Source organism: Paenibacillus cymbidii, from assembly GCF_004764705.1.
In the GTDB taxonomy this organism is placed as follows: Bacteria; Bacillota; Bacilli; order Paenibacillales; family NBRC-103111; genus Paenibacillus_AN; species Paenibacillus_AN cymbidii.
This window is the reverse complement of the sequence record NZ_SHLX01000007.1, coordinates 131,188-154,211: the sequence shown is the minus strand read 5'-3', so window position 1 is coordinate 154,211 and position 23,024 is coordinate 131,188. Positions and strand designations below refer to the sequence as shown.

General features: G+C 59.8%; 21 protein-coding genes. 18 read left to right on the top strand and 3 right to left on the bottom strand.

The features are described from left to right. Positions 1 to 311: 311 nt before the first annotated feature. The 6 genes from EXY20_RS11810 (at position 312) to EXY20_RS11785 (ending at position 7,180) form a co-directional block, all read left to right on the top strand. Positions 312 to 1,010: an ABC transporter ATP-binding protein gene (locus EXY20_RS11810; RefSeq protein ID WP_135551136.1), complete on the top strand. Its 699-nt coding sequence runs from the start codon at positions 312 to 314 to the stop codon at positions 1,008 to 1,010. After that, positions 994 to 2,019, top strand: a complete 1,026-nt coding sequence (locus tag EXY20_RS11805; RefSeq protein WP_167859180.1) for an efflux RND transporter periplasmic adaptor subunit — start codon at positions 994 to 996, stop codon at positions 2,017 to 2,019. The genes EXY20_RS11810 and EXY20_RS11805 overlap by 17 nt, the downstream gene beginning before the upstream one ends. 31 nt (positions 2,020 to 2,050) lie before the next feature. After that, entirely contained in the window at positions 2,051 to 4,936 is a 2,886-nt protein-coding gene (locus EXY20_RS11800) for an ABC transporter permease (protein WP_135551131.1), read from the top strand. 3 nt (positions 4,937 to 4,939) lie between these two features. After that, positions 4,940 to 5,818 carry an ABC transporter ATP-binding protein gene (locus EXY20_RS11795; protein WP_135551129.1) on the top strand — a complete coding sequence of 293 codons (879 nt, stop codon included), beginning with the start codon at positions 4,940 to 4,942 and terminating at the stop codon, positions 5,816 to 5,818. Positions 5,819 to 5,896: 78 nt separating this feature from the next. Continuing rightward, positions 5,897 to 6,520 carry a peptidylprolyl isomerase gene (locus EXY20_RS11790; protein WP_135551127.1) on the top strand — a complete coding sequence of 208 codons (624 nt, stop codon included), beginning with the start codon at positions 5,897 to 5,899 and terminating at the stop codon, positions 6,518 to 6,520. Between the two features lie 30 nt (positions 6,521 to 6,550). Next, entirely contained in the window at positions 6,551 to 7,180 is a 630-nt protein-coding gene (locus tag EXY20_RS11785; protein WP_167859179.1) for a YdcF family protein, read from the top strand. A 372-nt stretch (positions 7,181 to 7,552) separates the two neighbouring features. Here EXY20_RS11785 and EXY20_RS11780 read toward each other — a convergent pair whose 3' ends face one another. Next, positions 7,553 to 8,317 (bottom strand): GNAT family N-acetyltransferase, encoded by a 765-nt coding sequence (locus EXY20_RS11780; protein ID WP_135551122.1) that lies wholly within the window; start codon positions 8,315 to 8,317, stop codon positions 7,553 to 7,555. A gap of 206 nt (positions 8,318 to 8,523) precedes the next feature. Between EXY20_RS11780 and EXY20_RS11775 the strand changes: the two genes are divergently transcribed. From EXY20_RS11775 to EXY20_RS11735, 9 genes are all read left to right on the top strand, one after another. After that, positions 8,524 to 8,826: a hypothetical protein gene (locus tag EXY20_RS11775; protein WP_135551120.1), complete on the top strand. Its 303-nt coding sequence runs from the start codon at positions 8,524 to 8,526 to the stop codon at positions 8,824 to 8,826. A gap of 150 nt (positions 8,827 to 8,976) precedes the next feature. After that, on the top strand, positions 8,977 to 10,011 hold the full coding sequence (locus EXY20_RS11770; RefSeq protein WP_167859178.1) for a LacI family DNA-binding transcriptional regulator: 1,035 nt from the start codon (positions 8,977 to 8,979) through the stop codon (positions 10,009 to 10,011). Between the two features lie 27 nt (positions 10,012 to 10,038). Further along, the gene (locus EXY20_RS11765) at positions 10,039 to 10,788 is read left to right on the top strand and encodes an SDR family NAD(P)-dependent oxidoreductase (protein WP_167859177.1); all 750 of its coding nucleotides are present in this window, start codon (positions 10,039 to 10,041) and stop codon (positions 10,786 to 10,788) included. Positions 10,789 to 10,809: 21 nt separating this feature from the next. Next, positions 10,810 to 11,562, top strand: coding sequence for an acetoacetate decarboxylase family protein (locus EXY20_RS11760; RefSeq protein ID WP_135551114.1), 753 nt, complete (start codon positions 10,810 to 10,812; stop codon positions 11,560 to 11,562). Between the two features lie 67 nt (positions 11,563 to 11,629). Next, positions 11,630 to 12,598, top strand: coding sequence for a C-terminal binding protein (locus EXY20_RS11755; protein ID WP_167859176.1), 969 nt, complete (start codon positions 11,630 to 11,632; stop codon positions 12,596 to 12,598). Positions 12,599 to 12,641: 43 nt separating this feature from the next. After that, positions 12,642 to 13,115 carry a VOC family protein gene (locus EXY20_RS11750; RefSeq protein ID WP_135551110.1) on the top strand — a complete coding sequence of 158 codons (474 nt, stop codon included), beginning with the start codon at positions 12,642 to 12,644 and terminating at the stop codon, positions 13,113 to 13,115. Next, positions 13,112 to 13,870, top strand: a complete 759-nt coding sequence (locus EXY20_RS11745; RefSeq protein WP_135551108.1) for an SDR family NAD(P)-dependent oxidoreductase — start codon at positions 13,112 to 13,114, stop codon at positions 13,868 to 13,870. The genes EXY20_RS11750 and EXY20_RS11745 overlap by 4 nt, the downstream gene beginning before the upstream one ends. Before the next feature lie 30 nt (positions 13,871 to 13,900). Then, positions 13,901 to 15,016: a M24 family metallopeptidase gene (locus EXY20_RS11740; protein ID WP_135551106.1), complete on the top strand. Its 1,116-nt coding sequence runs from the start codon at positions 13,901 to 13,903 to the stop codon at positions 15,014 to 15,016. A 174-nt stretch (positions 15,017 to 15,190) separates the two neighbouring features. After that, on the top strand, positions 15,191 to 16,150 hold the full coding sequence (locus EXY20_RS11735; protein WP_135551104.1) for an AAA family ATPase: 960 nt from the start codon (positions 15,191 to 15,193) through the stop codon (positions 16,148 to 16,150). A 24-nt stretch (positions 16,151 to 16,174) separates the two neighbouring features. On the opposite strand, the gene EXY20_RS11730 is transcribed toward EXY20_RS11735, so the two are convergent. Then, positions 16,175 to 18,475 (bottom strand): heavy metal translocating P-type ATPase, encoded by a 2,301-nt coding sequence (locus tag EXY20_RS11730; protein ID WP_135551102.1) that lies wholly within the window; start codon positions 18,473 to 18,475, stop codon positions 16,175 to 16,177. A gap of 187 nt (positions 18,476 to 18,662) precedes the next feature. On the opposite strand from EXY20_RS11730, the gene EXY20_RS11725 reads away from it, so the two are divergent. Continuing rightward, positions 18,663 to 19,502 carry a polysaccharide deacetylase family protein gene (locus EXY20_RS11725; RefSeq protein WP_135551100.1) on the top strand — a complete coding sequence of 280 codons (840 nt, stop codon included), beginning with the start codon at positions 18,663 to 18,665 and terminating at the stop codon, positions 19,500 to 19,502. A gap of 358 nt (positions 19,503 to 19,860) precedes the next feature. Here EXY20_RS11725 and EXY20_RS11720 read toward each other — a convergent pair whose 3' ends face one another. After that, on the bottom strand, positions 19,861 to 20,478 hold the full coding sequence (locus EXY20_RS11720; protein ID WP_135551098.1) for an SCO family protein: 618 nt from the start codon (positions 20,476 to 20,478) through the stop codon (positions 19,861 to 19,863). Between the two features lie 189 nt (positions 20,479 to 20,667). On the opposite strand from EXY20_RS11720, the gene EXY20_RS11715 reads away from it, so the two are divergent. Together EXY20_RS11715 and hflX are read left to right on the top strand one after the other, a co-directional pair. Further along, positions 20,668 to 21,615 (top strand): polysaccharide deacetylase family protein, encoded by a 948-nt coding sequence (locus tag EXY20_RS11715; RefSeq protein WP_135551096.1) that lies wholly within the window; start codon positions 20,668 to 20,670, stop codon positions 21,613 to 21,615. 79 nt (positions 21,616 to 21,694) lie between these two features. After that, complete coding sequence (gene hflX, locus EXY20_RS11710; RefSeq protein ID WP_135551094.1) at positions 21,695 to 22,996, top strand: GTPase HflX; 1,302 nt, start codon at positions 21,695 to 21,697, stop codon at positions 22,994 to 22,996. Positions 22,997 to 23,024: the final 28 nt, after the last annotated feature.

Sequence of the window (23,024 nt, the reverse complement as noted above, 5' to 3'; positions counted from 1 at the left end):
CCTGTATATAGGGCGTGTTTGAACACCCGCTCAGGTGCATCTTGCACCGCCTTTTCGCCCCCTGCTGCGTCAGTTTTTGCTTGACTTACCCCCGGTAAGCCTGCGCAAAACTTCCTTGCATGGAACGAAAATTCGGCACAATCTGCTGTCTTCGGAGTATTCAAACACGCCCTAGGGCAATCCGAAGCCGCAAGCAAACCAGAAGGCAAACGTGCCCGACCGCTGTTGGGCACGTTTTCAAGCGGGCGACAGCAAAGAAGCCGTCTCCTTCGATTCGATTCGGTCAAACATCCCGGAGGTGGCGTAGTCACATGTTAGTAGCGGAAGAGCAGGAGCCAATCGTCAAGGCGGTTGGCGTCAAGCGGGTGTTCGGCCGCGGCGGCGGCGCCGTGCATGCGCTCAAGGGAGCGCATCTGTCGATCCCGTACGGGCGCCTCGTTGCGCTGAAAGGACGGTCCGGATCGGGCAAAACGACGCTGATCAACTTGCTCGGCGCGCTCGATTTGCCAACGGACGGCGCGATTTATTTTCGCGGGCAGGAAACGTCGGGCTTGTCGGCCAAACAAAGGGACGAGCTGCGGCGCAAGGAGATGGGCCTCGTGTTTCAGTCGTTCGCCCTGATGCCGCTGATGTCGGCTTACGAGAACGTCGAGTTCGGCTTGCGCATCGCCGGCGCGGACGCCGGGCAATACCGGGCGATGGCCGAACAGGCGCTCGATTTTGTCGGGCTTAAGCCGCGGATGAAGCATCGTCCTTATGAGCTGTCCGGCGGCGAACAGCAGCGCGTGGCGATCGCGCGGGCGATTGCGCACCGGCCGAAGCTGCTGCTCGCCGACGAACCGACAGCCGAGTTGGACAGCCGAATGGGGCTGCAGGTCATTAAGGTGTTTAAAGATTTGGTCGAGCAGAGCGGCATGACGATCGTCATAACGACGCACGACCCGGCGATCATGGAAATTGTCGATCATGTGTATGCACTGGAGGATGGCCAAATTGTCGATCAGGGGTAAATGGAAATCGGCAGCATTCGCAGCAATGTTCTGCACGCTGCTCGTTTCGTCAGGCTGCACCCTCATCCCGAAGGAGGAAGAGGTGCTCAAGCCGCCGCTCGTCAAACCGCAGAAAGAAACGTACCAGCTTTATGAAGTCAAGCCCGGCACGATCATGAAGCAGATTATCGGCACTGCCGTGTTCGAATCGACGGCGGTCAAATACGAGCAGTTCACCGCGGTATCCGGCAAAATTTCCGCCGTCAACGTCGGCGTGGGCAACATGGTCAAAAAAGGCGATGTGCTCGTGCAGCTCGATGTGGACGGTCTCGACATCAATGCGAAGGAGAAGGAGCGCGACGTACTGAAGGCGAAGCTGGCGCTGCAGCAGGCGCAGCAGAACGGCGACACGCAGATGTTGAACATCCGCAAGCTGGAGCTCGAGATCGCGATGGCGCGGCTGGACGATGCCTACAAACAAATCCAGGGCAAGGCGCTCGTCGCGGAAATCGACGGTGTCGTGACGAGCATCGAAGCGATGAAAATCGGCGACATTATCCAGCTGTCGAAAACGTACGTCACCATTGCCGACCCGAATCAAATGCGGCTCGTGTATTCCGTCTCCGGCGGCGTCGACGTGTCCGATGCGCAGGTCGGCATGACCGTCGAGCTGGGCATCAAGGACCAGAAGCTGAGCGGAAAAGTTGCCCAGACGCCGGCTTCGGCGCCGAAGACGGACAACAAGCAGCTGGCGGACAAGTACGCCCGCTCCATCTATATCGAACCCGCGCAGCTTCCGGCCGGCGTAGGGCTCGGCACTTCCGCGGACATCAAAATTACGCTGATGAAGAAGGAAAACGTGTTGGTCATTCCCCGTTCCGGGCTGGGCACGTATTTGGGCCGGACGTTCGTGAAAATTTTGGACGGGGAAAGCATCAAGGAAATCGACGTGGAGAAAGGCATCGAATCGCAATCGGACATTGAGATCGTCAAAGGGCTGAAGGAAGGGCAGAAAGTCATTTTGCAGTAAGGAAATGTCCTGCCGAGAGGGGAACAGCAAGTTGGCCATATTCGTGATGATTTTACGCAAAATGTGGAAAAACAAGTGGCTCGAGTTCAGTCTGCTGTCCGGCCTGATCTTGTCCGTGGCGCTCGTCAGCAGCATGCCGATCTATACGAACGCGATTCTGCAGCGAATGCTCGTCAAAGACCTTGAAGTGATGCAGAAAAACTCGCAGCAATATCCCGGGTCGATCTGGTCGAGCATTTATTTGACCGACGAATCCGTTCAGGACGCGAAAGCCAAAATCGCTTACACCGACTCGTTCATGCAAACGAAAGCGGGGCCCGGTTTTGGGCTTCCGATCCTGCATTACGTGCGCACCCGTGGGACGACGACGTACAAATTCGCGCCGGCGGACACGGGAAAAATCGACGGTACGGTCAATCGCGCCGCGGAAATCGATGCGCTTGAAGGGATCGAGGACCACATTCGCCTCGTCGACGGCCGATTGCCGGCGAAGGAACCGGTGAACGGCGTCTATGAAGCGCTTGTGCTCGAAAGCATGCTGACGAGCTTCAAAATGGTGCTGGGCAACGAGTTTGTCGTCCAGGACGATAAAGTCAAGCAGCCGGTAACGATCAAGCCCGTCGGCGTATTCGAGAAAAAAGACGACAGCGATGTGTACTGGCAGGATACGAGCCTGTCGGGCTTCCGTTCGTCCTTCCTTATTCCGTTCGAGCTGTTCGAGCGGGATATGACGACGTCGAAGGTGCTGCCGATCCGCAGCAGCGGCTGGTACTTTGCCCTTGATTACAGCAATATGGACCTGCGCAACGTATACAGCTTCATCAGCATGAACGAAGCGATTGTCGCGCATACAACGATGTATTACTTCAATCATGGCGAGAAGGCGCCGGCGCTTACGACGATCCAGACGTATTTCGACCGCGCGGAGAAGCTGCGCGCCATGTTATGGTCGCTCAACGTGCCGGTGATGATCATGCTTGTGTTTTATTTGTTTATGGTCGCCAATCTGATCACCGAACGGCAGAAGACGGAAATCGCCGTCTTGCGCAGCCGCGGCGCGAGCCGGCTGCAGGTGCTCGCCGGTTATGCGGCGGAAGCGCTGCTGCTTGGCGGCGTCGCCTTCGCCGTCGGCCCGTTCGTCGGCATGTGGCTGACGAAGCTGCTCGGCTCGTCCAGCGGCTTCCTCGAGTTCGTCCAGCGATCGGCGCTTCATGCCGAAGTCGACGGGGAGGCGTTGCGGTATGCGCTGTATGCCGTCGGCTGCTCGTTCGTCACAATGCTCATTCCGGCGTTTCTCGCCACACGGACAACCATTGTCGGCCACAAGCAGCAGCAGGCGCGGCAAAATCGCAGCTCGTTCTGGCACAAATTTTTTATCGACATCGTGCTGGTGGGGGTTTCCATTTACGGCTTGACGACGTTCGAGCGGCAGCGCCAAGACATGCTGTCGCTCGGCATCGACAGCTCGACGCTGACCGTAGATCCGCTGCTGTTTCTCGTACCGGCGCTGTTCGTGCTCGGCATCGGCCTTCTGCTGCTGCGCATTTATCCGTGGTTCGTTCGTTTCGTTTACTGGATCGGCAAAAAGTGGTGGCCGCCGTCGCTGTACGCTACATTGATTCAAGTGGGGCGTTCGGGCGTGCAATACCAATTTTTGATGATTTTCCTGATTATGACGATCGCCATCGGCCTGTACAGCGCCAGTGCGGCGCGAACGATCAACCAGAACACCGAGGACAAGATCATGTACGCGAACGGCACGGACATGATTCTCAAGACCGCTTGGGAGAACGACGCGCCGCCGCCGCCGATGCCGGGCGCTCCGGAGCCTGCCCCGACCGCGGCGCCGAAACGGATTCAGTACACCGAACCGCCGTTTACGCCATTTACCCAGCTGACCGGCGTGGAGCACGCGGCCAAGGTGTTCGTCCGCAGGGACGCGGTTGCCAGTTCCGGCAAAGACAGCGCGCAGATCAGCCTGATGGGCATCGACACCGACGATTTTGGCCGCACCGCCTGGCTGCGCGACGGGTTGCTCGACCACCATTTATTCGATTATTTGAATTTGCTGGCCGGCGATTCCAAGGCGGCGCTCGTTTCCCGGACGTTTGCGGAGCAGAAAGGCGTGAAGCCGGGCGATACGATCTATATCAACTGGGTAGGCACGGAATCGCGCACGTTCATCGTTTACGGCGTCGTCGATTACTGGCCGACGTTCAACCCGAACCCGCCCGCTCCGGTTTCGTCGACGAGCGCCGCAGCCGCGTCCAACAAAGACAAAAAGCCGGTCGCGCCGATGTTCGTTATCGCGCATCTCGATTATATTCAAAGCTCCATTGCACTGGAGCCGTACGACGTCTGGATCAAGCTGGCGCCGGATGCGCAGCGGCAAACGTTCTACGACGAAATCGCCGCCAAGAAGCTGCCGGTCACGTCGATCGTCGATACCCGCGAGCAGTTGATTAATGCACGCAACGATCCGTTTCAGCTTGCGGTCAACGGTGTCATGACGCTGGGCTTCCTCATTTCGATGGCGATCAGCTTCTTCGGTTTCCTGTTGTACTGGGTGCTGTCGCTCGGCGGACGCATTCTGCAGCTCGGAATCCTGCGGGCGATGGGCATTTCGTTCCTGCAGGTGATCGGCATGCTTGTCGCCGAACAACTGCTGACAAGCGGCGCTGCGATTGCGATCGGCATCGCCACCGGCAACGTGACGAGCGAGTTGTTCGTCGGTTTGTTCCAGATTACGTTCAACCCGGCTACGCAAGTGCCGCCGTTCCGCGTCACGTTCAAGGGAATCGATTCGCTGCGCATCTATGTCATCGTGACGGTGATGATCGCCTGCGGCATGACAGTGCTCGGCGTACTGCTGTCGCGGATCAAAATTCACCAAGCGGTGAAGCTCGGGGAGGATTGACCGGTGATCCATTGCGAAAATTTGGTGAAAATCTACAAGGTCGCCGATCTCGAAGTAGTCGCCTTGCAAGGGCTCGATTTGCACGTCGAAGACGGCGAGTTGATGGCGATCATCGGCAACAGCGGCAGCGGCAAGTCGACGCTGCTCAACATGCTGGGCGGGCTCGATCGTCCTTCGGCAGGGCATCTCGTCGTCGACGGCAAAAACTTGCTTAAATTTACCGAACGCGACATCGTGCGATACAAGCGCGAAACGGTCGGTTTTGTCTGGCAGAACAACGCGCGCAACCTGATTCCGTATTTGACCGCCCAGGAAAATGTCGAATTGCCGATGCTGCTGTCCGGCAAACGCCGGAAGCAGCGCGCGCTTGAGCTGCTGGAGGCGGTTGGGCTCGGCCACCGCGTGCGCAACAAGCTGAGCGAGCTGTCGGGTGGCGAGCAGCAGCGCGTGGCGATCGCCATCGCCCTGGCCAACCGGCCGAGGCTGCTTCTGGCCGACGAGCCGACCGGCTCCGTCGACAGCCGCATGGCGGATCAAATTCTCGATTTGTTCCGTGATCTGAACCGCAACATGGGGCTGACGGTCGTCATCGTGACGCACGACCCGCAGCTGGCGAAAAAAGTGGACCGGGTGGTGGCCATCCGCGACGGCAAAACGTCGTCCGAGTTCATCCGCAGCAAATCGTATGCCGAAGAGCTGGCGGAGCTGGAGGCTGGCGTCGCCCAGTCGCCGGACGCCCATATCGAATACGCGGTGCTCGACAAGGCGGGGCGGCTGCAAATTCCGGGCGACTATTTGAAAGAAATCGGCGTCGACGGAACGAACAAGGTGCGCGTGACGATCGAAGACGGCAAAATCGTGCTGCTGCCGCCGGAGAAGTAAAGGACAGGGCGTTTGTCGGGCGAATTCCGGATGTGCTATACTATCAAAAACATGTAGCCATCGGAGGGAATTCGTTTCATGGGCAAACGCCATTTTTTATTATTGCTGCTTCTTACGCTTGCGCTTGTGACCCTGGCTGCCTGCGGGGAGAAAAAATCGGCCTCGCCCGGCCAGTGGAGCAGCGCCCCGGCGATGCAAATCGACGCCAACAAAACGTACACCGCCTCCTTCGACACGAGCAAAGGTTCGTTCAAAGTCGAACTGTTCGCCAAAGACGCACCGAAGACGGTCAACAGCTTTGTCTTTTTGGCCAAGGAAGGCTTCTACAACGGGCTGACGTTTCACCGCGTCGTCAAGTCGTTTATGATCCAGGGCGGCGATCCGCTGGGCAACGGGACCGGCGGCCCCGGTTACACCATCGAGGACGAAAAACCGAAGGTTAAATACGATCCGGGCATCGTGGCGATGGCGCGCACGTCGGCGCCGAATTCGGCGGGCAGCCAGTTCTTTATTTGCACCGGCGCGTCTTGCGCAAATTTGAACCAGTCGCCGACCTACGCCGTATTCGGCAAAGTGATTGAAGGCATGGACACCGTGATGAAAATCGACTCCGTGCCGGTCAAGCTGAATCCGATGAGCCAGGAAGTAAGCACGCCGACCGAAACGGTCAAAATCAAAAAAGTGACGATTTCCGAAAAATAAAACGTGTAAACGGACAGGGGAAATGTGGCGTTGACGGGAAATCGCAGGAAGCTGCTTCGGCGGCTGCTCCTTCTGGTCGCCTGCGGCATTGCGGCGTTGGCAATCTGGACGGGTTACGCGCAGTGGCGGATCAATACGTTTCCGTCGTTCGCCCCCAAGGGCGCCGATCAGGCGCATTATGACGTTGGCATTGTGCTCGGCGCGTCGCTGTGGGGAGAAGAGCCGAGTCCGGGCCTGAAGGAGCGGCTGGACACCGGGTTGAAGCTGTACCGCGGCGGTGTTGCGGCGAAGCTGATCGTCACCGGCGCCGTCGATGCCGGCGGCACGATATCGGAAGCGGCCGGGATGAAGCGTTACCTGGTCGCGCAAGGCATGCCGGAGCAGGATGTCGTGCTGGAGGAGCAGGCGCGCAGCACGCTGCAAAATTTGCAATTCAGCAAAGCGATCATGGACGCCGCCGGCTGGAAGTCGGCAATCGTCATCACGCACCGCTATCACGGCTCGCGAGCGCTGGAGATCGCCCGCACGGTCGGGCTCGACCATCCGGCGGCGGCGACGACGGATTCCACCGTGCTGCACCTCGGCTTCCACAAGACGCGAGAAACGCTGGCGCTGGCCAAGTGGAAGCTGGAGAAGCTGCTCACCTTTGGCAAGCTTTAGCGAGGCGTTGTTCGGCAAACGGCAACTGGCAACCGCGTACCTGTTCGGCAGGGAGGCGGTTGCTTTTTGTTTCGGGGCGCCGCAGATGGCAGAAGCTTCGGATAACAGGAAGCTGCTCGCACTCACCGGAATAGGACCTTTTTTATAGCTTATTTCCCCGAAAATGGACTGTCCTGTCGCCATAAAATAGCCAGCGATTTCACTGGCTATTCACGTCAATCTGTCCCGATTGGTGCCATTTGACCCAAATAACCAATGATTTCACTGGCTATTTCCGGTGAGGCGGGCGAAATAGGGCAAATAGGCCATTTTTTATGGCCTATTTGCGTGTCCCGTCCCGTTGACCCGCCGGGTATCCATTACCGCGCAGCTTCAAGGAGCTACGCGATAGTGGAAGCCGTACAGCCGCGAGAAGCCGAGCTTGCGGTACAGCCGGTTCGCCGTCTCGTTGTCATCGACGACCTGCAAATACAGGTTGTCCGCGCCGTTCGCCGCTCCCCATTCGACCAATCCGGCCATCAGTCGTTGCCCAAAGCCCAGCCCGCGCCGATCCGGCGCTACCGCGATATTCGTGAAGCCGGTCCAGCCTTGTTCGGCGATTGCGGTGCCGACGGCTGCCGGCTCGCCATGGCGGAACAGCGTCGCAAATACGGCCTGCGGCTCGATGCCGGCAAAGATGCGGCGGTACACCGGAAGCCGGCTCTCGGGGAACAGCTCGAAGGCGATAAACCGGGCCAACCACGTTTCGTCGGGAGCCGGCAGGCATTCCAGGCGCCAGCCCGGTTCCGCGCCAATGCCGGCGTATGCGGCGCGCGCTGCCGACACATCGCCGGTTAGGACGCTGCAGGGGGCGACCTTGGCAAAGCCGCGCGCTTCCAACTCGTCATCCAGGCCGGTCGGCGATGCGTCGCTGATCTGGAACACCGCCGGAAGCCCACGCGCTTCATAAAAGCGGCAAACGGCGCTAAACCAGTCGACCGTCTCCGGCCGTTCGCCGCAGGCGAGCACGCTGTTCGCCCGTTTCGTGACGCCGTCTGCGGCACGCAGCGTCCAATGCCCAAGGGGCGCCGATTCCGGAGCCGGCCAGGTGCGCGCCGCGAGATGTTCGATTTGATGGTACAAGGAGGTGGGTTCCATCGACTACCTTCTTTCATCCGTGAATATTGATCGTTGTAGATCGAAGCAAAACAGCGCAGCAGGCCCGGCGCTCTAGATAGCTATCATTGCCGGACGAAGCGAAGAACGCCTCGTTGCAGTGAATAGCAATAAATTATATATAATTATACAATATAATGTATATAAATTCAGATGTCTACGGAAAGTCACCAGGGGATCGCTTACGAATGGTTACGATTCACCGTCACCCTGCTCCCGAGACACGATTCCATGAAATAGCGGAAAGCGGTTCCGCTATTGCGCCAAAGTTGGCTGTTGAGCACCGAATAACGGAGGGAGATTCCGTTATAACGCCATCGTTACCAGTTGAGCACCGAATAGCGGAAAGCGGTTCCGCTATTGCGCCAATGCTGGCTGTTGAGCACCGGATAGCGGAAAGGAGGTTCCGTTATTCCTCCAACGTTGCACATCGCATCAATCGTGACGATCCCTCTTTAGAGATCGAGCAGCTGCTTTCATTGCTTGTTTGATCAATGGCAACTCCCCTTGTCTTTTTCCGGTTTGGGTTTACTTTCTTAAGCGATTGCCCTGAGAAAGTCACGGCAAAATCAGGGTTGACGAACAGGGAGTCGGAGCGGTATAGTGAACTCGGAAACGTTTCCGAGCGAACGGAGGAGAAGATGAAAGAAACGAAAGTAACGATCAAGGATGTAGCCAAACACGCCGGAGTAGGAATCGGCACCGTTTCGAGCGTCATCAACCGTTCCCGCAGCGTCAGCCCGCAAGCGCAGCGCAAGGTCGAGGAAAGCATTCGGGCGCTCGGCTACACGCCGGATGAACTGGCGCGCAGCTTCCGCACACAGCGGACGCAAACGATTGCCTTTTTCGTCAACGACATTTCCAACCATTCGTTTTCTTCGATGGCCAAGGGCATGTACGAAGAACTGGAGAAGCACGGCCTGCATTTGATGCTGCACCATACGGGAAACAAACGGATGGAGGACAAGATTCTTGAGGCGGTGCAGCAGAAACGGTTCGACGGCATCGTTCTGACGCTGCAGGACGAACGCCATCCCCAGCTGCTGGAATGGCTGAAGTCGAGCCCGATTCCGATCGTATTGCTCGATCGGGAGCTGCCGGGCATCGCCGCCGATGTTGTGCGCAGCGATTATTACAACGGCATTGGCGCGGCAACGGAACATTTGCTGGCGCTCGGCCATCGCCGCATCGGGCTGGTGACGACGGCCAGCGACATTTTGCCGGCGAAGGACACGATTCGCGGCTATCAAGACGCTCTCGCGCGTTCCGGCGTCGGCAGCGACGCCGACATGATCCGGCGCGGCGATTTCAGCCTCGAGTTCGGCATGTCCGCGTCGGCTGCCTTGATCGAGTCGGGCGCAACGGCGATTATTGCCGGCAGCAACCAACTGCTCGTCGGCAGTGTCGAAACGGTTCGCGACCTCGGTCTTGACGTGCCGCGCCAACTGTCGCTCATCGGTTTCGAAGATTCGGACGTGACCCGGCTGCTGCATCCGGGCATTACGGTCGTCAAACGGCCGCTGGTCGAAATCGGCCGGCACATGGCGGAATTGCTGCTCGCCAGACTGCGGAACGACCGCAACAAGACGCGCACGCGCGCGGAACGCGCCGAACGAACCGTGCCGACGGAGCTGATCGTTCGCGCTTCCTGCGCGTCGCCAATTCATCGCACATGATTTTCACATCGGATGGAGGGAACAAAATTGGGACGCGTACAAGATCGAATTGCCGTCGTCACCGGCGCCGGCTCCGGCATCGGCGAAGCGATCGCCTCCTTGCTGGTGTCGGAAGGCGCCGAAGTCGTCCTGCTCGGCAGAAACGAGCAGCGGCTGAAGGAAGCGCAGCAGCGCATCGGCGATCGCACGCATGTGTTTGCCGCCGATATTTCGCGCGAAGCGGATGCAAGCGCTGTCGGCGCGTTTCTGGAGCAGCGCTTCGGCAGGGCGGACATTCTCGTCAATAATGCCGGGACCGTCAAGCGCAACGAAAATATGCTGGAAACGACCGAAGACGAGTGGACATCATTTATGCAAATCAACCTGCTCGGCCCGTTCCTGATGAGCCAGGCGATTCTGCCGTTCATGATGCGGCAGGGCAAGGGAGCGATCGTCAACCTTGCGTCGCAGCTCGGCGTGATCGCCGCCCCCGGTTACTCGACTTATGCGACGGCCAAAGGCGGCATCGTCAGCTTCACCAAATCTCTGGCGATCGATTATGGCGCCTATGGCATCCGCGCCAACTGCGTATCGCCGGGGCTTGTCGAGACGCCGATGGCTTATGTCGGCCGCGACAATTTCGACGCGGTCAAGCAGTCGATAGCGAGCGCGCATCCGCTGAAACGGATCGGGACGCCGATGGACATCGCGTATGCCGTGCTGTATTTGGCTTCAGACGAAGCCGGATGGGTGACGGGAACGAACCTGCTGGTCGATGGCGGATTTACCGCCAAATAACATCAAGAAAGGAAACCACTCATGTCTGAGTTCGCAATCGACTCTGTATTCTCTACCCCGTGGGATGCGCCGCTCATTCCGCGGTTCCCTGTCACTTTTCGCCATAACCGCATCTTTACCGTGCTGTACCGCACGAGCAGGGAACACATCCGCCGCATTCTTCCGCCGCCGCTGGAGTCGGCAAGCGATTTGGTGACGGTGCACTTCTACCACATGACCGATGCGGAATGGTTCGGCAACTACTACGAGTCTGCCGTTCAAGTCGAGGTGACGGCGACAGACCGCACGGGCCAGACGCATAAAGGCAACTATTCGCCGTACTTGGCGCTGAGCAGCGACGGCGCGGTGGCGGCCGGCAGGGAAATTTACGGGCAGCCGAAAAAAAGCGGCGAACCGCACATCGAAGTAAACGGCGATCTGATCATCGGCCGGATCAACCGCAACGGGCTTAACGTTGTCACCGGCACGATGGCTTACAAGCAGCGGCGCAGCAGCCTCGACGAATTGCGTGCGATCGTGCCGTTCGAAAAAAACATCAATTTGAAAGTGATCCCGCACATCACCGGCGAACCGGCGGTCAAACAGCTGACGGCGCGCAAATTCACCGACCTGATCGTACACGAGTGCTGGCGCGGCGAAGCGACGATCGAGGTTCATCCGAACGCGCAGCTCCCCATCCACAAGCTGCCCGTCGTGGAGATGTTGGACGGTTTTTATTGGGTGTGCGATTTTACGCTGCCGATGGGCGAAGTGCTTCACGATTATTTGGCATAAATAAAGCGGCTTGACCGGCCGACCCGCGCGGCGGATGGTCAAGGCGACAACCAGGAGGAGAACGAAGATGAAGATCGTTATCACGGAAAACAATTTTGCCAGCGACTTGCCGGAACGCGAAGTGCTGGCGCAAGTCGGATTGGTGCCGGAACGGTACTCCTGCAAAACCGAGGAAGAAATGAAGGAAGCCGGCAAAGACGCCGAAATCGTGTTCGTGCAGTTTGCGCCGGTCAATCGTGCGGTGCTCGACGCCTGGACGGCTTGCCGGCTGATCGTTCGCTACGGCATCGGGTACGACAACGTGGACGTCGCCTACGCTGCCGAACGCGGCATCCAGGTGTGCAACGTGCCGGCCTATTGTCTGGACGAAGTCGCCGATCATACGGGCGCCCTGATCCTGTCGAGCGCGCGCAAAATCGTCGCCATGCACGAAGCGGTCAAACGCGGCGAATGGAACGCCGAAGGGGTGGCCAGGCCGATGCCCAAATCTTCCGATACCGTCGTTGGCCTGATCGGCTACGGGCGGATCGGCGAACGAGTCAGCGCCAGGCTGAAGCCGTTCGGCTTCCAGGTCGTCGTGTTCGATCCTTATCTGAGCGACGCCGCCGCCGAAAGCAAAGGCGTGCGCAAAGCATCCGACTGGACAGCGTTTCTGGCCGAAGCCGACATCCTGTCGATGCATGTGCCGCTTACGGACGAAACCCGGCATATGATTAATGAACAAAGCCTGAAGTTGATGAAACGTTCGGCAGTCGTCGTCAATACGTCCCGCGGCGCCCTGATCGATACGCACGCCTTGGCGAAGGCGATCGACGAAGGGATCGTCGGCGGCGCAGCGCTGGACGTTTTCGAACATGAGCCGCTTGAGGCAAACCATCCGCTCCGTTCGTGCCGCAACGTTATTCTGACGCCGCATGCGGCTTATTTTTCCGATTCGGCGCTGCTGACGCTGCAGCGGCAAACGGCGGAAGAAGCCGTGCGTTACGTTAAAGGGGAAGCGCCGGCGTCGCCGGTCAACCGGCCGGTCAAACGCTAGACCGGCAGCCGCGCCAATCGCGCCACTAAGGAGAGAACTCACCATGTTTACCGCCATGCATCATATCAGCTTATCCGTCCGCCACCTGGAAACGAGCATCGCCTTTTACGAACAATTCGGTTTCCGCGCGGAAACGATTCGCCACGGCGTAGCGAACGATTATTTTCGCGCCATTGTCGCTTTTCCGGATGCGGTCGTTCATACCGCCATGCTGAGCGGCCCGTATCCGGTCCGGCTGGAGCTGATGCAATACGCGCAGCCGCAGGGCGCGACGCTTGACCTCGCGACCAACAACGTGGGCAGCACGCACATTTGTTTTTTGACGGCGGATATTCATGCGGAAGTGGAGCGGTTGAAACGGAACGGCGTTCGTTTCAAATCGGACATCGTTTACATCGACGCGGGGCCGAGCACGGGCGCCTACGGCGTTTATTTGCTCGATCCCGACGGGTATACGATGGAACTGCTTCAGCCGGCTGCGAAGGCAGAGACGGCGAAGGAGGCTGATCAGGCATGAAAGAAGCGCGAACGGTTGTGATCACCGGCGCCGCGCAAGGGCTGGGACTGGCGATGGCCCACCGGTTTGCGAAGCAGGGCGATGCTGTCGTCGTCGCCGATCTGAACGAGGCCAAAGGCGAAGAAGTGTGCCGGGAGCTGCGGGCGCAAGGCGCGTCGGCGTCGTTCGTCCAGGTGGACGTGTGCAGCAAAACGAGCGTCGACCGGCTGGTCGAGCGGACGGTGGAGACATGCGGAAGCATCGACGTTATGATCAATAACGCGGGGCTGGCGATTATCGGCCCCTCCGAAGACGTGACGGAAGAAGAATGGGACAAAAGCATCGACGTGATGCAGAAGGGCGTCTTCTTCGGCTGCCAGGCGGCGGGCCGGGCGATGATGCGCCAGCAGAGAGGCATCATCCTCAATACGTCGTCAATTAACGCCAGCGTGGCGTTTCCGATGCGGCTTGCGTATTGTGCGGCGAAAGCGGCCGTTTCTATGATGACCAAGGTGCTCGCCCTGGAGTGGGCGCCGCACGGCATTCGCGTCAACGCGGTGGCGCCGGGCGTGTCGCAGACGGAAATGCTGACCAAAGCGATCGCCGAAGGCGTCGTCGATACGGAAGGTTATTTGCGCCGCATCCCGATGCGCCGGTTCGGCGAGCCGAAAGAAATTGCCGACGCTTGCGCGTTTCTGTGCTCGGACGAAGCGACTTACATTACCGGCGAAGTGCTGACGGTCGACGGCGGCTGGAGCGTAAACGGCTTCAAATAGCGACAACTTTCCTTAAGGAGGCCGAGGCGCATGCAAAGATGGGAAAAGCTCGCGCTCAGCATGAAAGAGCAAGGCATCGACGAAATCGTCGTGGCGTCGCAGCACGCCGTTCGTTATTTGTCCGGGTATTCGCCGGATCTGGAAATCGGGCCGAACGCGATGGATCCCGGGCCGGCGGTGCTGCGGATCGAACGCGACGGGGATGCGCTGGCCGGCGTCATGCTGCTGCCGAATGGCGCGGAAGCGGGAATTGGCGCTAAAAGGATCGCCTGCATCGGCTACGACAATTACGACGTGCAGACGCCGGGCTTCGACCGGCTGGCCGCGTATCGCAGCGGGCTGGCAGCATGGGCGCAAGGACGACGCGGAAGCGGGCGGAAGACAGCGGCGGAAGGCGGCTTCCTGCCGCTGGCGGCCGCAGCGGCGCTTGGCCTGGATACCGGCGCCGACGATTGCACGCCGCTGCTGAACCGCATCCGCCAGGTCAAGGACGAGGATGAATTGCAGGCGCTGCGGGCGGCGGCGCAGCTTGCCAACTTCGGGCAGCATGCGGTGCGCCGATTCGCCTTGGAGGGCGTCAGCGAAATCGAATGCTACGGCCAAGTCAAGGCGGCGATCGAGCAGGCGGCGGGCAAACGGCTGCCGCTGCTGGTCGATTTTGTTTCCGGCGCGCGCACGGCGGACATCGGCGGCTACCCGTCGGATCGCAAGCTGCAGGCGGGAGATTTGCTGCTGACCGACCTGGTGCCGCATCTGGACGGTTATTGGGGAGACAGCTGCAGCGTGATGGCGATCGGAACGTACACGGCGCGCCAACTGGAAGTGCGGAAGCATGTGAAGGAAGCGCTGGAACTGGCCAAAGCTTCGATCAAACCCGGCGCCAGCGTCGCCGGCACCGACCGCGTCGTCCGCGATTATTTGGCCCGGTTCGGCCTTTCGTTCCCGCATCATACCGGACACGGGCTCGGCGTACAGTGCCATGAAGCGCCGCTGATCAGCATGAACGGCGACGCCGCATACGAGGAAAATATGGTGATCGCGCTGGAGCCCGGCGCTTATTTGGCCGACGAAGGTTTCGGCATCCGTCTGGAGGACGTCGGCCGCGTAACGGCGAACGGCTTCGAGCAGTGGACGCAGTACGAATAGGGAAATAACCGATTGTTTCCCGGGAAATCGCAGCTTTCGACTTCTTTCTCTTTCTTTTTCAAACATAAAAGCGCGTCCTTGCACGTAGGATGGATTGAATGGGCGGGAGCCGATGGCTTCCAAACGGCCCGCCCCGGCAACGATTGCCGCCATTCGAAAGACGAGGTGAGCGCCATGAGTGGCCGCGTGTTGCCCAAGGAACAGCGCATCGTTCCCTCGCGGCAAATCAATATCGTGCTGCGGCAAGCCGAGACGGCCGCCGCGCCGGTCGGCGAGCCGGAACCGCCGGCGTCCGGCCGGAAGCTGCCGCAGGAAGGGCCGCTGTCGGCCGTATTCAAAGAGCTCCAGAGCATGATCGGCCTCGAAAATGTAAAAGAGCTCGTGCACGAAATTTACGCGCTGCTGCGAGTCTCCCATTACCGCGCGGAGGCGGGGCTGCAAAGCAATTCGCATGTATACCACATGATCTTCAAAGGCAATCCCGGCACGGGCAAAACGACGGTGGCCCGGTTGATGGGCAAGATGTTTCACGCGATGGGCGTGCTCAGCAAAGGCCATTTCATCGAGGTGGAGCGGGCCGATCTCGTCGGCGAGTATATCGGCCATACCGCGCAAAAAACGCGGGATTTGATCAAAAAAGCGATGGGCGGCGTGCTGTTCATCGACGAGGCGTACAGCCTGGCGCGGGGCGGGGACAAAGATTTCGGCAAAGAAAGCATCGATGCGCTGGTGAAAGGGATGGAGGACAAAAAGAACGATTTTGTGCTCATTCTGGCCGGTTATTCCGATGAAATGGAGCAGTTTCTTGCCACGAACCCGGGGCTGCCGTCGCGGTTTCCGATCCAGGTCGATTTTGCCGATTATTCGATCGACCAGCTGCTGCAAATCGCCGAGCTGATGGCCAAGGAGCGGGAATACGTCTGGCAGCCGCAGGCGCTGGCGGCACTCAAGCAGCATTTGGCGGAGGAGAAGACGGCGTTGTGGCGCGCGTTCAGCAATGCCCGTTACGTGCGCAACTTGCTGGAGAAGGCAATTCGCCACCAGGCGGTGCGGCTGCTCAATGTGTATGCGGTCGCGCCGTCCAAGCTGGAGCTGATGTCGATTCGCGCGGAAGATTTGAAGTGGGGCCGGTGAAACGCTTGCCCGCTGCGCCGCCGGTCAGGCGGCGGCGCGAACTCGCGAGCGTTTCAGCCGCAGCGCGTTGCCGATGACCGAAACGGAGCTGAGCGTCATCGCCGCTCCCGCCAGCCAGGGCGCGAGCAACCCCATCGCCGCGAACGGAATGCCGATCGCGTTGTACAGCAGCGCAAACGCAAAGTTTTGGCGGATGTTGCGCATCGTTTGTTTGCCGATGGCGATCGCGTCGGCGATGCCGTTCAGATCACCGCGGATCAAGTGCACGTCCGCCGCGTCGGCGGCCATTTCTACGCCCCCCACGGCGATGCCGACGTTCGCCGCCGCCAGCGCCGGCGCGTCGTTGATGCCGTCGCCGACCATGGCGACGTTGCGGCCTTGCCGCTGCAGCTCCCGCACCAGCTCCAGCTTGCCTTCGGGCAGCACCTCCGCATGCACCCGCCGGATCCCCGCCTGAGCTCCGATCGTTTCCGCCGTTCGTTTGTTGTCACCCGTCACCATGATCACGTCGATGCCGAGCTTGTGCAGCCGTTCGACGGCCGCCCGTGAAGTCGTTTTCAGCGGATCGGCCGCCGCAAACATGCCCGCGTATTCCCCGTCTACCGCCGCGAACAGCACGGTGTGGCCTACCTGCTCCCACCCGCCTGACGTTTCGTCATGCTCCGCGATCGTGATGCCGGATTGGCGCATCATCCCGCGCGTCCCGACGATGACGAGCTTGCCTTCGACGATGGCGCGAATGCCGTAGCCGGCTTGCGCGTCGAAGCGCTCTGCGTCCGGAAGTTCGATGCCGCGCTGCGCCGCCTCTTTCACAAACGCCTGCGACAGCGGGTGTTCGGACAATCGTTCGGCGGCGGCAACGAGCCGCAGCAGCCGTGTTTCGTCGTGGCGGCCCCGCGCCGCGATACGTATGGCGGTCAACGCGGGAGCCCCTTGCGTCATCGTGCCGGTTTTGTCCAGCAGCACCGTATCGATGCGCGGCAGCAGCTCCAGGTATTTGCCTTCCTTGACGAAGATGCCGGCTTCCGCCGCCCGGCCCGAGCCGGTCAGGATCGAGGTTGGCGTTGCCAGTCCGAGCGCGCAAGGGCAGGCGATCAGCAGCACGGCGATTGCCTTCTCAAGCGCGCCGCCGAACGAACCGGGGTCCAGCCACCAGTACCAGACGGCGAACGTCAGTGTGGCGATGGCAATAATGACGGGGACGAATACACCGGCAACCCGGTCGGCGAAACGCTGCACAGGCGCTTTGGTCGCTTGCGCGTTTTCGATCATTCGTTTCATGCCGGCGAGCGCCGTCATCGTTCCGGTGCGCGTCGCGACGATGCGCAGCGTGCCGCTCAGGTTGAGCGTGCCGCTGGCGACGGCGCTGCCGCGCTGTTTGGCGACCGGCAAGCTTTCGCCGGACATCATCGACTCGTCCACGGACGAGCTGCCTTCAAGCACATGCCCGTCCACCGGAAACCGTTCGCCCGGCCGCACGAGCAGCTGGTCGCCGCTGCGAAGCTGCTGCGCCGCCACGCGCACCGTGTCGCCGCCACGCAGCACGGTCGCCGTTTGCGCCTGCAAGCCGTCCAGCCGGTGAATCGTTTCGGCCGTGCGTCGTTTGGCGGCGGTTTCCATCAGCTTGCCGAGCAGCACAATCGTGATAATCATCGCGCTCGTTTCGAAATAAAGGTGCGGCGCGTGGGCGGATGCATGCTCGTGGGGTAGAGGGACGGCCGCCGACAGGGCCGATCGTTCGGCATAACTGTTTATCGTCAAATAGTGGCTGTAAAAATAAGCGGCCGACGTGCCAATCACGACCAGCACGTCCATATTGGCCGAACCGCTGCGCAGCGCGCGGTAGGCGCCTTCGTAAAACGGCCGGCCGATGGCGAACTGAACGATCGTCGCCAGCGCGAGCTGAAACCACGGATTGAGGAACAGGGGCGGAATCCAGAGCGACGAAGTAAACGTAAAATGCGTCGTCATCGTCCACAGGAGCGGCAGCGTCAGCAGCGCGGAGAGGGCGAATATGCGCCGCTGCGACGGCTGCCTGCCGGTTGCCGCCGGCTTCGGTTTGGCGAACGCGTTTGCCGCAGGGCTGACGGGAGTCGGAGGTTCGGCCAGGCCGTAGCCGAGCCGGAGCACCGTTTGTTCGATTTGCTGCAGCGTCACTTTGGCCGGATCGCGCCGTACGATCGCCCGCTCCAGCACGGCGTTCACCGCCGCGTCGCCGACGCCGTCCAGCCGCCGGAGCGCCTTTTCGATGCGGATGGCGCATGCGGCGCATGTCATGCCGGTAATGTGAAGATCGATACGTTCGGAGCGGTCGTTATTGTCCATGGCCGATTCTCCTTACCGCAGGATGCGGTGCATTCGCTTGCTTGAACAAGCTATCACTACTATATGGGCGCGGGCGGCGCAATATGTGTACGGGCTGCCTTGGTTCGCATCGCTGCGGCCAAACATGGTATGATGGAACGAGGTTGTATCCGTTCAGTGAATGTGGAAGCGAGGAGAGGATGGAATTATGCCGCGACCGTTCCGGTTGCTAGTCTCGATTGTTTTGGCGTGCGCCATCTTGCTGACGGCCGTTTCCGGCTTCGCCGATCAATCGCCGCGATACGCCGACCAGGTGGCGGTGCTGATGTACCACCACGTTCACGACTCCGACAAGAGCTCCGGCACCATTACGCCGGCGCTGTTTCGCGACCAGCTCGCGTATTTGCAGGACGAAGGCTATCGCTTCATTACGCTCGACCAGTTCCGCGGGTTCATGGACGGCAGCGGGGAAGTGCCGGACAACGCCGTGCTGGTGACGTTCGACGACGGCTACGAAAGCTTCAACACCTTTGCGCTGCCGGTGCTGCAGCAGCTGCAAATTCCGGCGGTCAATTTTATTATCACCGGCTCGCTTGCGCATCCGAAGGAGGACGTGCCGCCGAAGATGTCGGCCGATGACATTCGCCGGGCCACGGCCGCGCCCGCCTCCGTCGAGGCGCAGTGCCATACGGATGAGTTCCACGGCAAACGGGACAACGGCAAGGCGCTGCTGCTGCAGGACAGCGCGGAAACGGATGCGGCGTACCGGGAGCGGCTGGCCGCCGACACGGCATCGTGCATCGCCAAGTTGAAAGCCATCGTCGACAAGCCGGTTGACACGCTTGCTTATCCTTACGGCATTTACGACAGCAAGGCGGCGGCGGCGATCGCTTCGGCCGGCATCCGCTTCGCGTTCACCATCGCTCCCGGCATGGCGGTGGCCGGCGGCAACCCGATGAACATCCCGCGCATCAACGGCGGCAATCCGCACATTACGCCGAAAGCGCTGCAGAAAGCGATCACCCGGCGCATTGTCGCCCGCCCGTAAAGCTTGGCGTTGATTGTCCCGAAGGAAAAGGACTCGAGTTTCCACTTTATGGTGGAATTCCGAGTCCTTTTTCGTTGGGGAGCGGGCTGTTCCCGGGGCTGCGGACGTGTCCATTGAAAATAAGCCATTTTTCCGGGTCTATTTCGTCAAAATAGGCCTGCAACTTAAAAATAACCAGTGAATTCACTGGTTATTTTTAAGAAAAGTTCGATATTGGGGCTGTTTGGATCAAATAGCCATTGAAAACACTGGCTATTTCCGGGCAATGTGCTTTTGAAGGGGAATAAGCCATTTTTCATGGCCTATTTACCCGTTGAACCGACAGGAGCGGCGGGACCGGCTGACCAGCCAGCAGAAACTACGATTCCTTCGTCAATTTGACGATGTCAGCCAGTATTTTGTCGTTGTCCATTTCGTTGCCCATTTCGTAGATGCGCCGGATATTGTTTTTGCCGTCAATCAGCACCAGTGAAAGGTTGGAGTGCATGAACGTGCCGTCTTTCAGCTTCTCTACAATGATACCGTAGTCATTGGCTACCTTTTTCGTCTGGGCTTCCTGGCCGCGCAGCAGCTGCCAGCCGCTGCGGTCGATGCCGAGCCTGTCGCCGTACTTCTGCAGCACTTCCGGCGTATCGCGGTCGGGATCGTAGGTGACGGCGAGGAACGTTACGTTTTTGCCGAACAGTCCTTTTTGCTTCAATTCATTTTGCAGCAGCACCATGTTGTAGGTTGTCGCCGGACATACGTCCGGACAGTTCGTATAAATGAATTCCATCAGCCGCACAGTGCCGGCCGAGTCGGCAAGCTGCGTTTCTTTGCCGCTGAGCACGTTCGTCATCGCAAACGCCGGCGCTTGTTTGACTACGGGAAGCGCGTCCCCTTTGGACTTGGACGAATAGAACACGGCGCCGATAATGGCTGCAAGGATAATGACAGTCACAAGCTTGAACCAGTTTTTGGAGAGCGATGCGGGCATGGGTTCCTCCTGAATCCGGGCATTGGTTTTGCGCAAATCCCATTATAGCATAATTTGCCGTCCCCGCCAGACGAGCCGCACGAAGTTCGCGGATTGTTCACGGAATTTGCTTCTTCCCGGGGAAGAATAAGAACCGATTGCCAGCGAATGCTAACAGGCAGAAGCAGGTCATCTGAAGGAGGGAACCCTATGTGGAAAATGATGCGAACGTTCGGCGCCTGGACCGGCGCGGCGCTCGTCTGGCAGCTCGCTGCGGCACCCGTCGGTGCGGCGGCGGAGCCTTCCGGCGGGCAAGCGCTGCTCGACGCGATTCGGGCGGGAGCCGCCGCACACGAGATGGCGCCGATCGACGCCAAGCTCGATGCCGGAGGCAAGGCGGCGATCCCTGGCTATAACGGACTTGCGGTCGATATCGAACGTTCGTACGAGCTGACGATGCAGAAGGGCGGCGATCCGGCGCATATCACGTACGCGTTCCGCCAGGTGCCGCCGAAGGTGAAGCTGGACGACCTCGGCCCGCGCCCGGTCTACCGCGGCAACCCAGCGAAGCCGATGGCGGCGCTCATGATCAACGTTGCCTGGGGCGAGCAGCATTTGCCGCATATGCTGGAGGTGCTGGAGAAGGAGGGGGTGCGCTGCACGTTCTTTTTTGACGGCAAATGGCTGAACAAGCATACGGACGAGGCCAAACGAATCGGCGCGCTGGGGCACGAGCTGTCGAACCATGCCTATTCGCATCGCAACATGAGCGAGCTCGGCGACGGGCAAGCCCGCGAGGAAATTGCCAAAACGGAGCAGCTGCTCACCGAGCGGCTCGGCGTGCGCAACACGCTGTTCGCACCGCCTTCCGGCGACTATTCGATGCAGACAGTGAAGCTTGCGCATGCGATGAAGCTGCGCACGGTTCTGTGGACAGTCGATACGATCGACTGGAAAAACCCGCCCGCCGACGCAATCGTCGCCAAAATCGCGCGCAAATCGGGGCCAGGCACGCTCGTGCTGATGCATCCTACGCCGTCTTCGTCGGCAGCTTTGCAAGGTATGATCCGCGAGCTGAAGCGCAAGGGGCTTACGCTCGGTACCGTCAGCGAAGTCATCGCCGAAACCAATCTCGCGCCGGCGGAAAAAACGCTTTAACCCGAATACTACCGCCTGCGGTTGTTGACTTTCCTTGTGGAATGGCCGACAATAGTTGGCAGTAAAGGGGAGATGACGGATGAAAATCGCGTCTCATGAAGTAGTGGCCAAACGGGAGGAGCGGGCAGTCCTCGTCAGTCTCGTGTCCGGCGAATTGCGCCGGCAGGCCGAGTTGGCGGCGTATTCGCTGCAGGAGCTTGTGCTGCTCGCCGAAACGGCGGGGCTCGAGGTGCTCGAGACGATTTCGCAAAATCGCGAAACCGCCGATACCAAATGGCTGATCGGCAAAGGCAAGGTCGAAGAGCTGAAGGCGCTGCTGCTTGCCCATGACGCCAATATCGCCGTGTTCGATCAGGAGCTGTCGGGCGCGCAGGTGCGCAATCTTGAGGAATCGCTCGATGTCAAAATCATCGACCGCACCCAACTCATTCTCGATATATTTGCCCAGCGCGCCAAAACGCGGGAAGGCATTCTCCAGGTGGAGCTGGCCCAACTCAGCTACTTGCTGCCGCGGCTGTCCGGACAAGGGAAAAATTTGTCCCGCCTGGGCGGCGGCATCGGCACGCGCGGTCCCGGCGAAACGAAGCTGGAAACCGACCGCCGGCACATCCGCGAGCGCATTGCCGAACTGAAGCGGCAGCTGCAGGAAGTCGTCCGGCATCGCACGCTGCATCGCGAACGGCGGCGCAAATCGGGCATCGTGCAGGTGGCGCTGGTCGGGTACACGAACGCCGGCAAATCGACGTTGCTCAACCGGCTGACGAATGCCGACGTTTATGTGCAGAACCAGTTGTTCGCCACGCTCGATCCGACTTCCCGCGCGCTGAAGCTGCCAAGCGGCAAAGAGATTGTGCTTACCGATACGGTCGGATTTATCCAGCATTTGCCGCACGATCTGGTGGCCGCTTTCCGAGCGACGCTGGAGGAAGTGAACGAAGCGAATTTGATTTTGCATGTGGTGGACAGTTCGTCGGCGATGCGCGAGGAGCAGATGGCCGTCGTTGCGGAAGTGCTGGAGGAACTCGGCGCACACCAGAAAAGTTGTCTTGTCGTTTTCAACAAAACCGACTTGATTCCCGCGAATGAGCAGGAACTGCTTGCTGCGACCGGCGACTACATCCGCATGAGCGCGATGGAAGACGCCGATCTGGAGCGGCTGAAGCTGCTGCTGCAGTCGCGGCTGAGCGGCCATACGCTGACGTTCCGTTTGCCGGCTGCAAGGGGAGATTTGCTGGCGCTGCTGTATCGGGTCGGCGATGTCATCGCCCAGCGCACGAGCGAAGAAAACGACATGCTTGAATTCGATGTAAGCATCAACGATGAGGATTACGCCAAAAACGGCCATTTGCTGGTGCCGTTCGTCGTGACGGCAACGGCGTAAACCGGTGGAATGGGAGAGTCGCGGACGA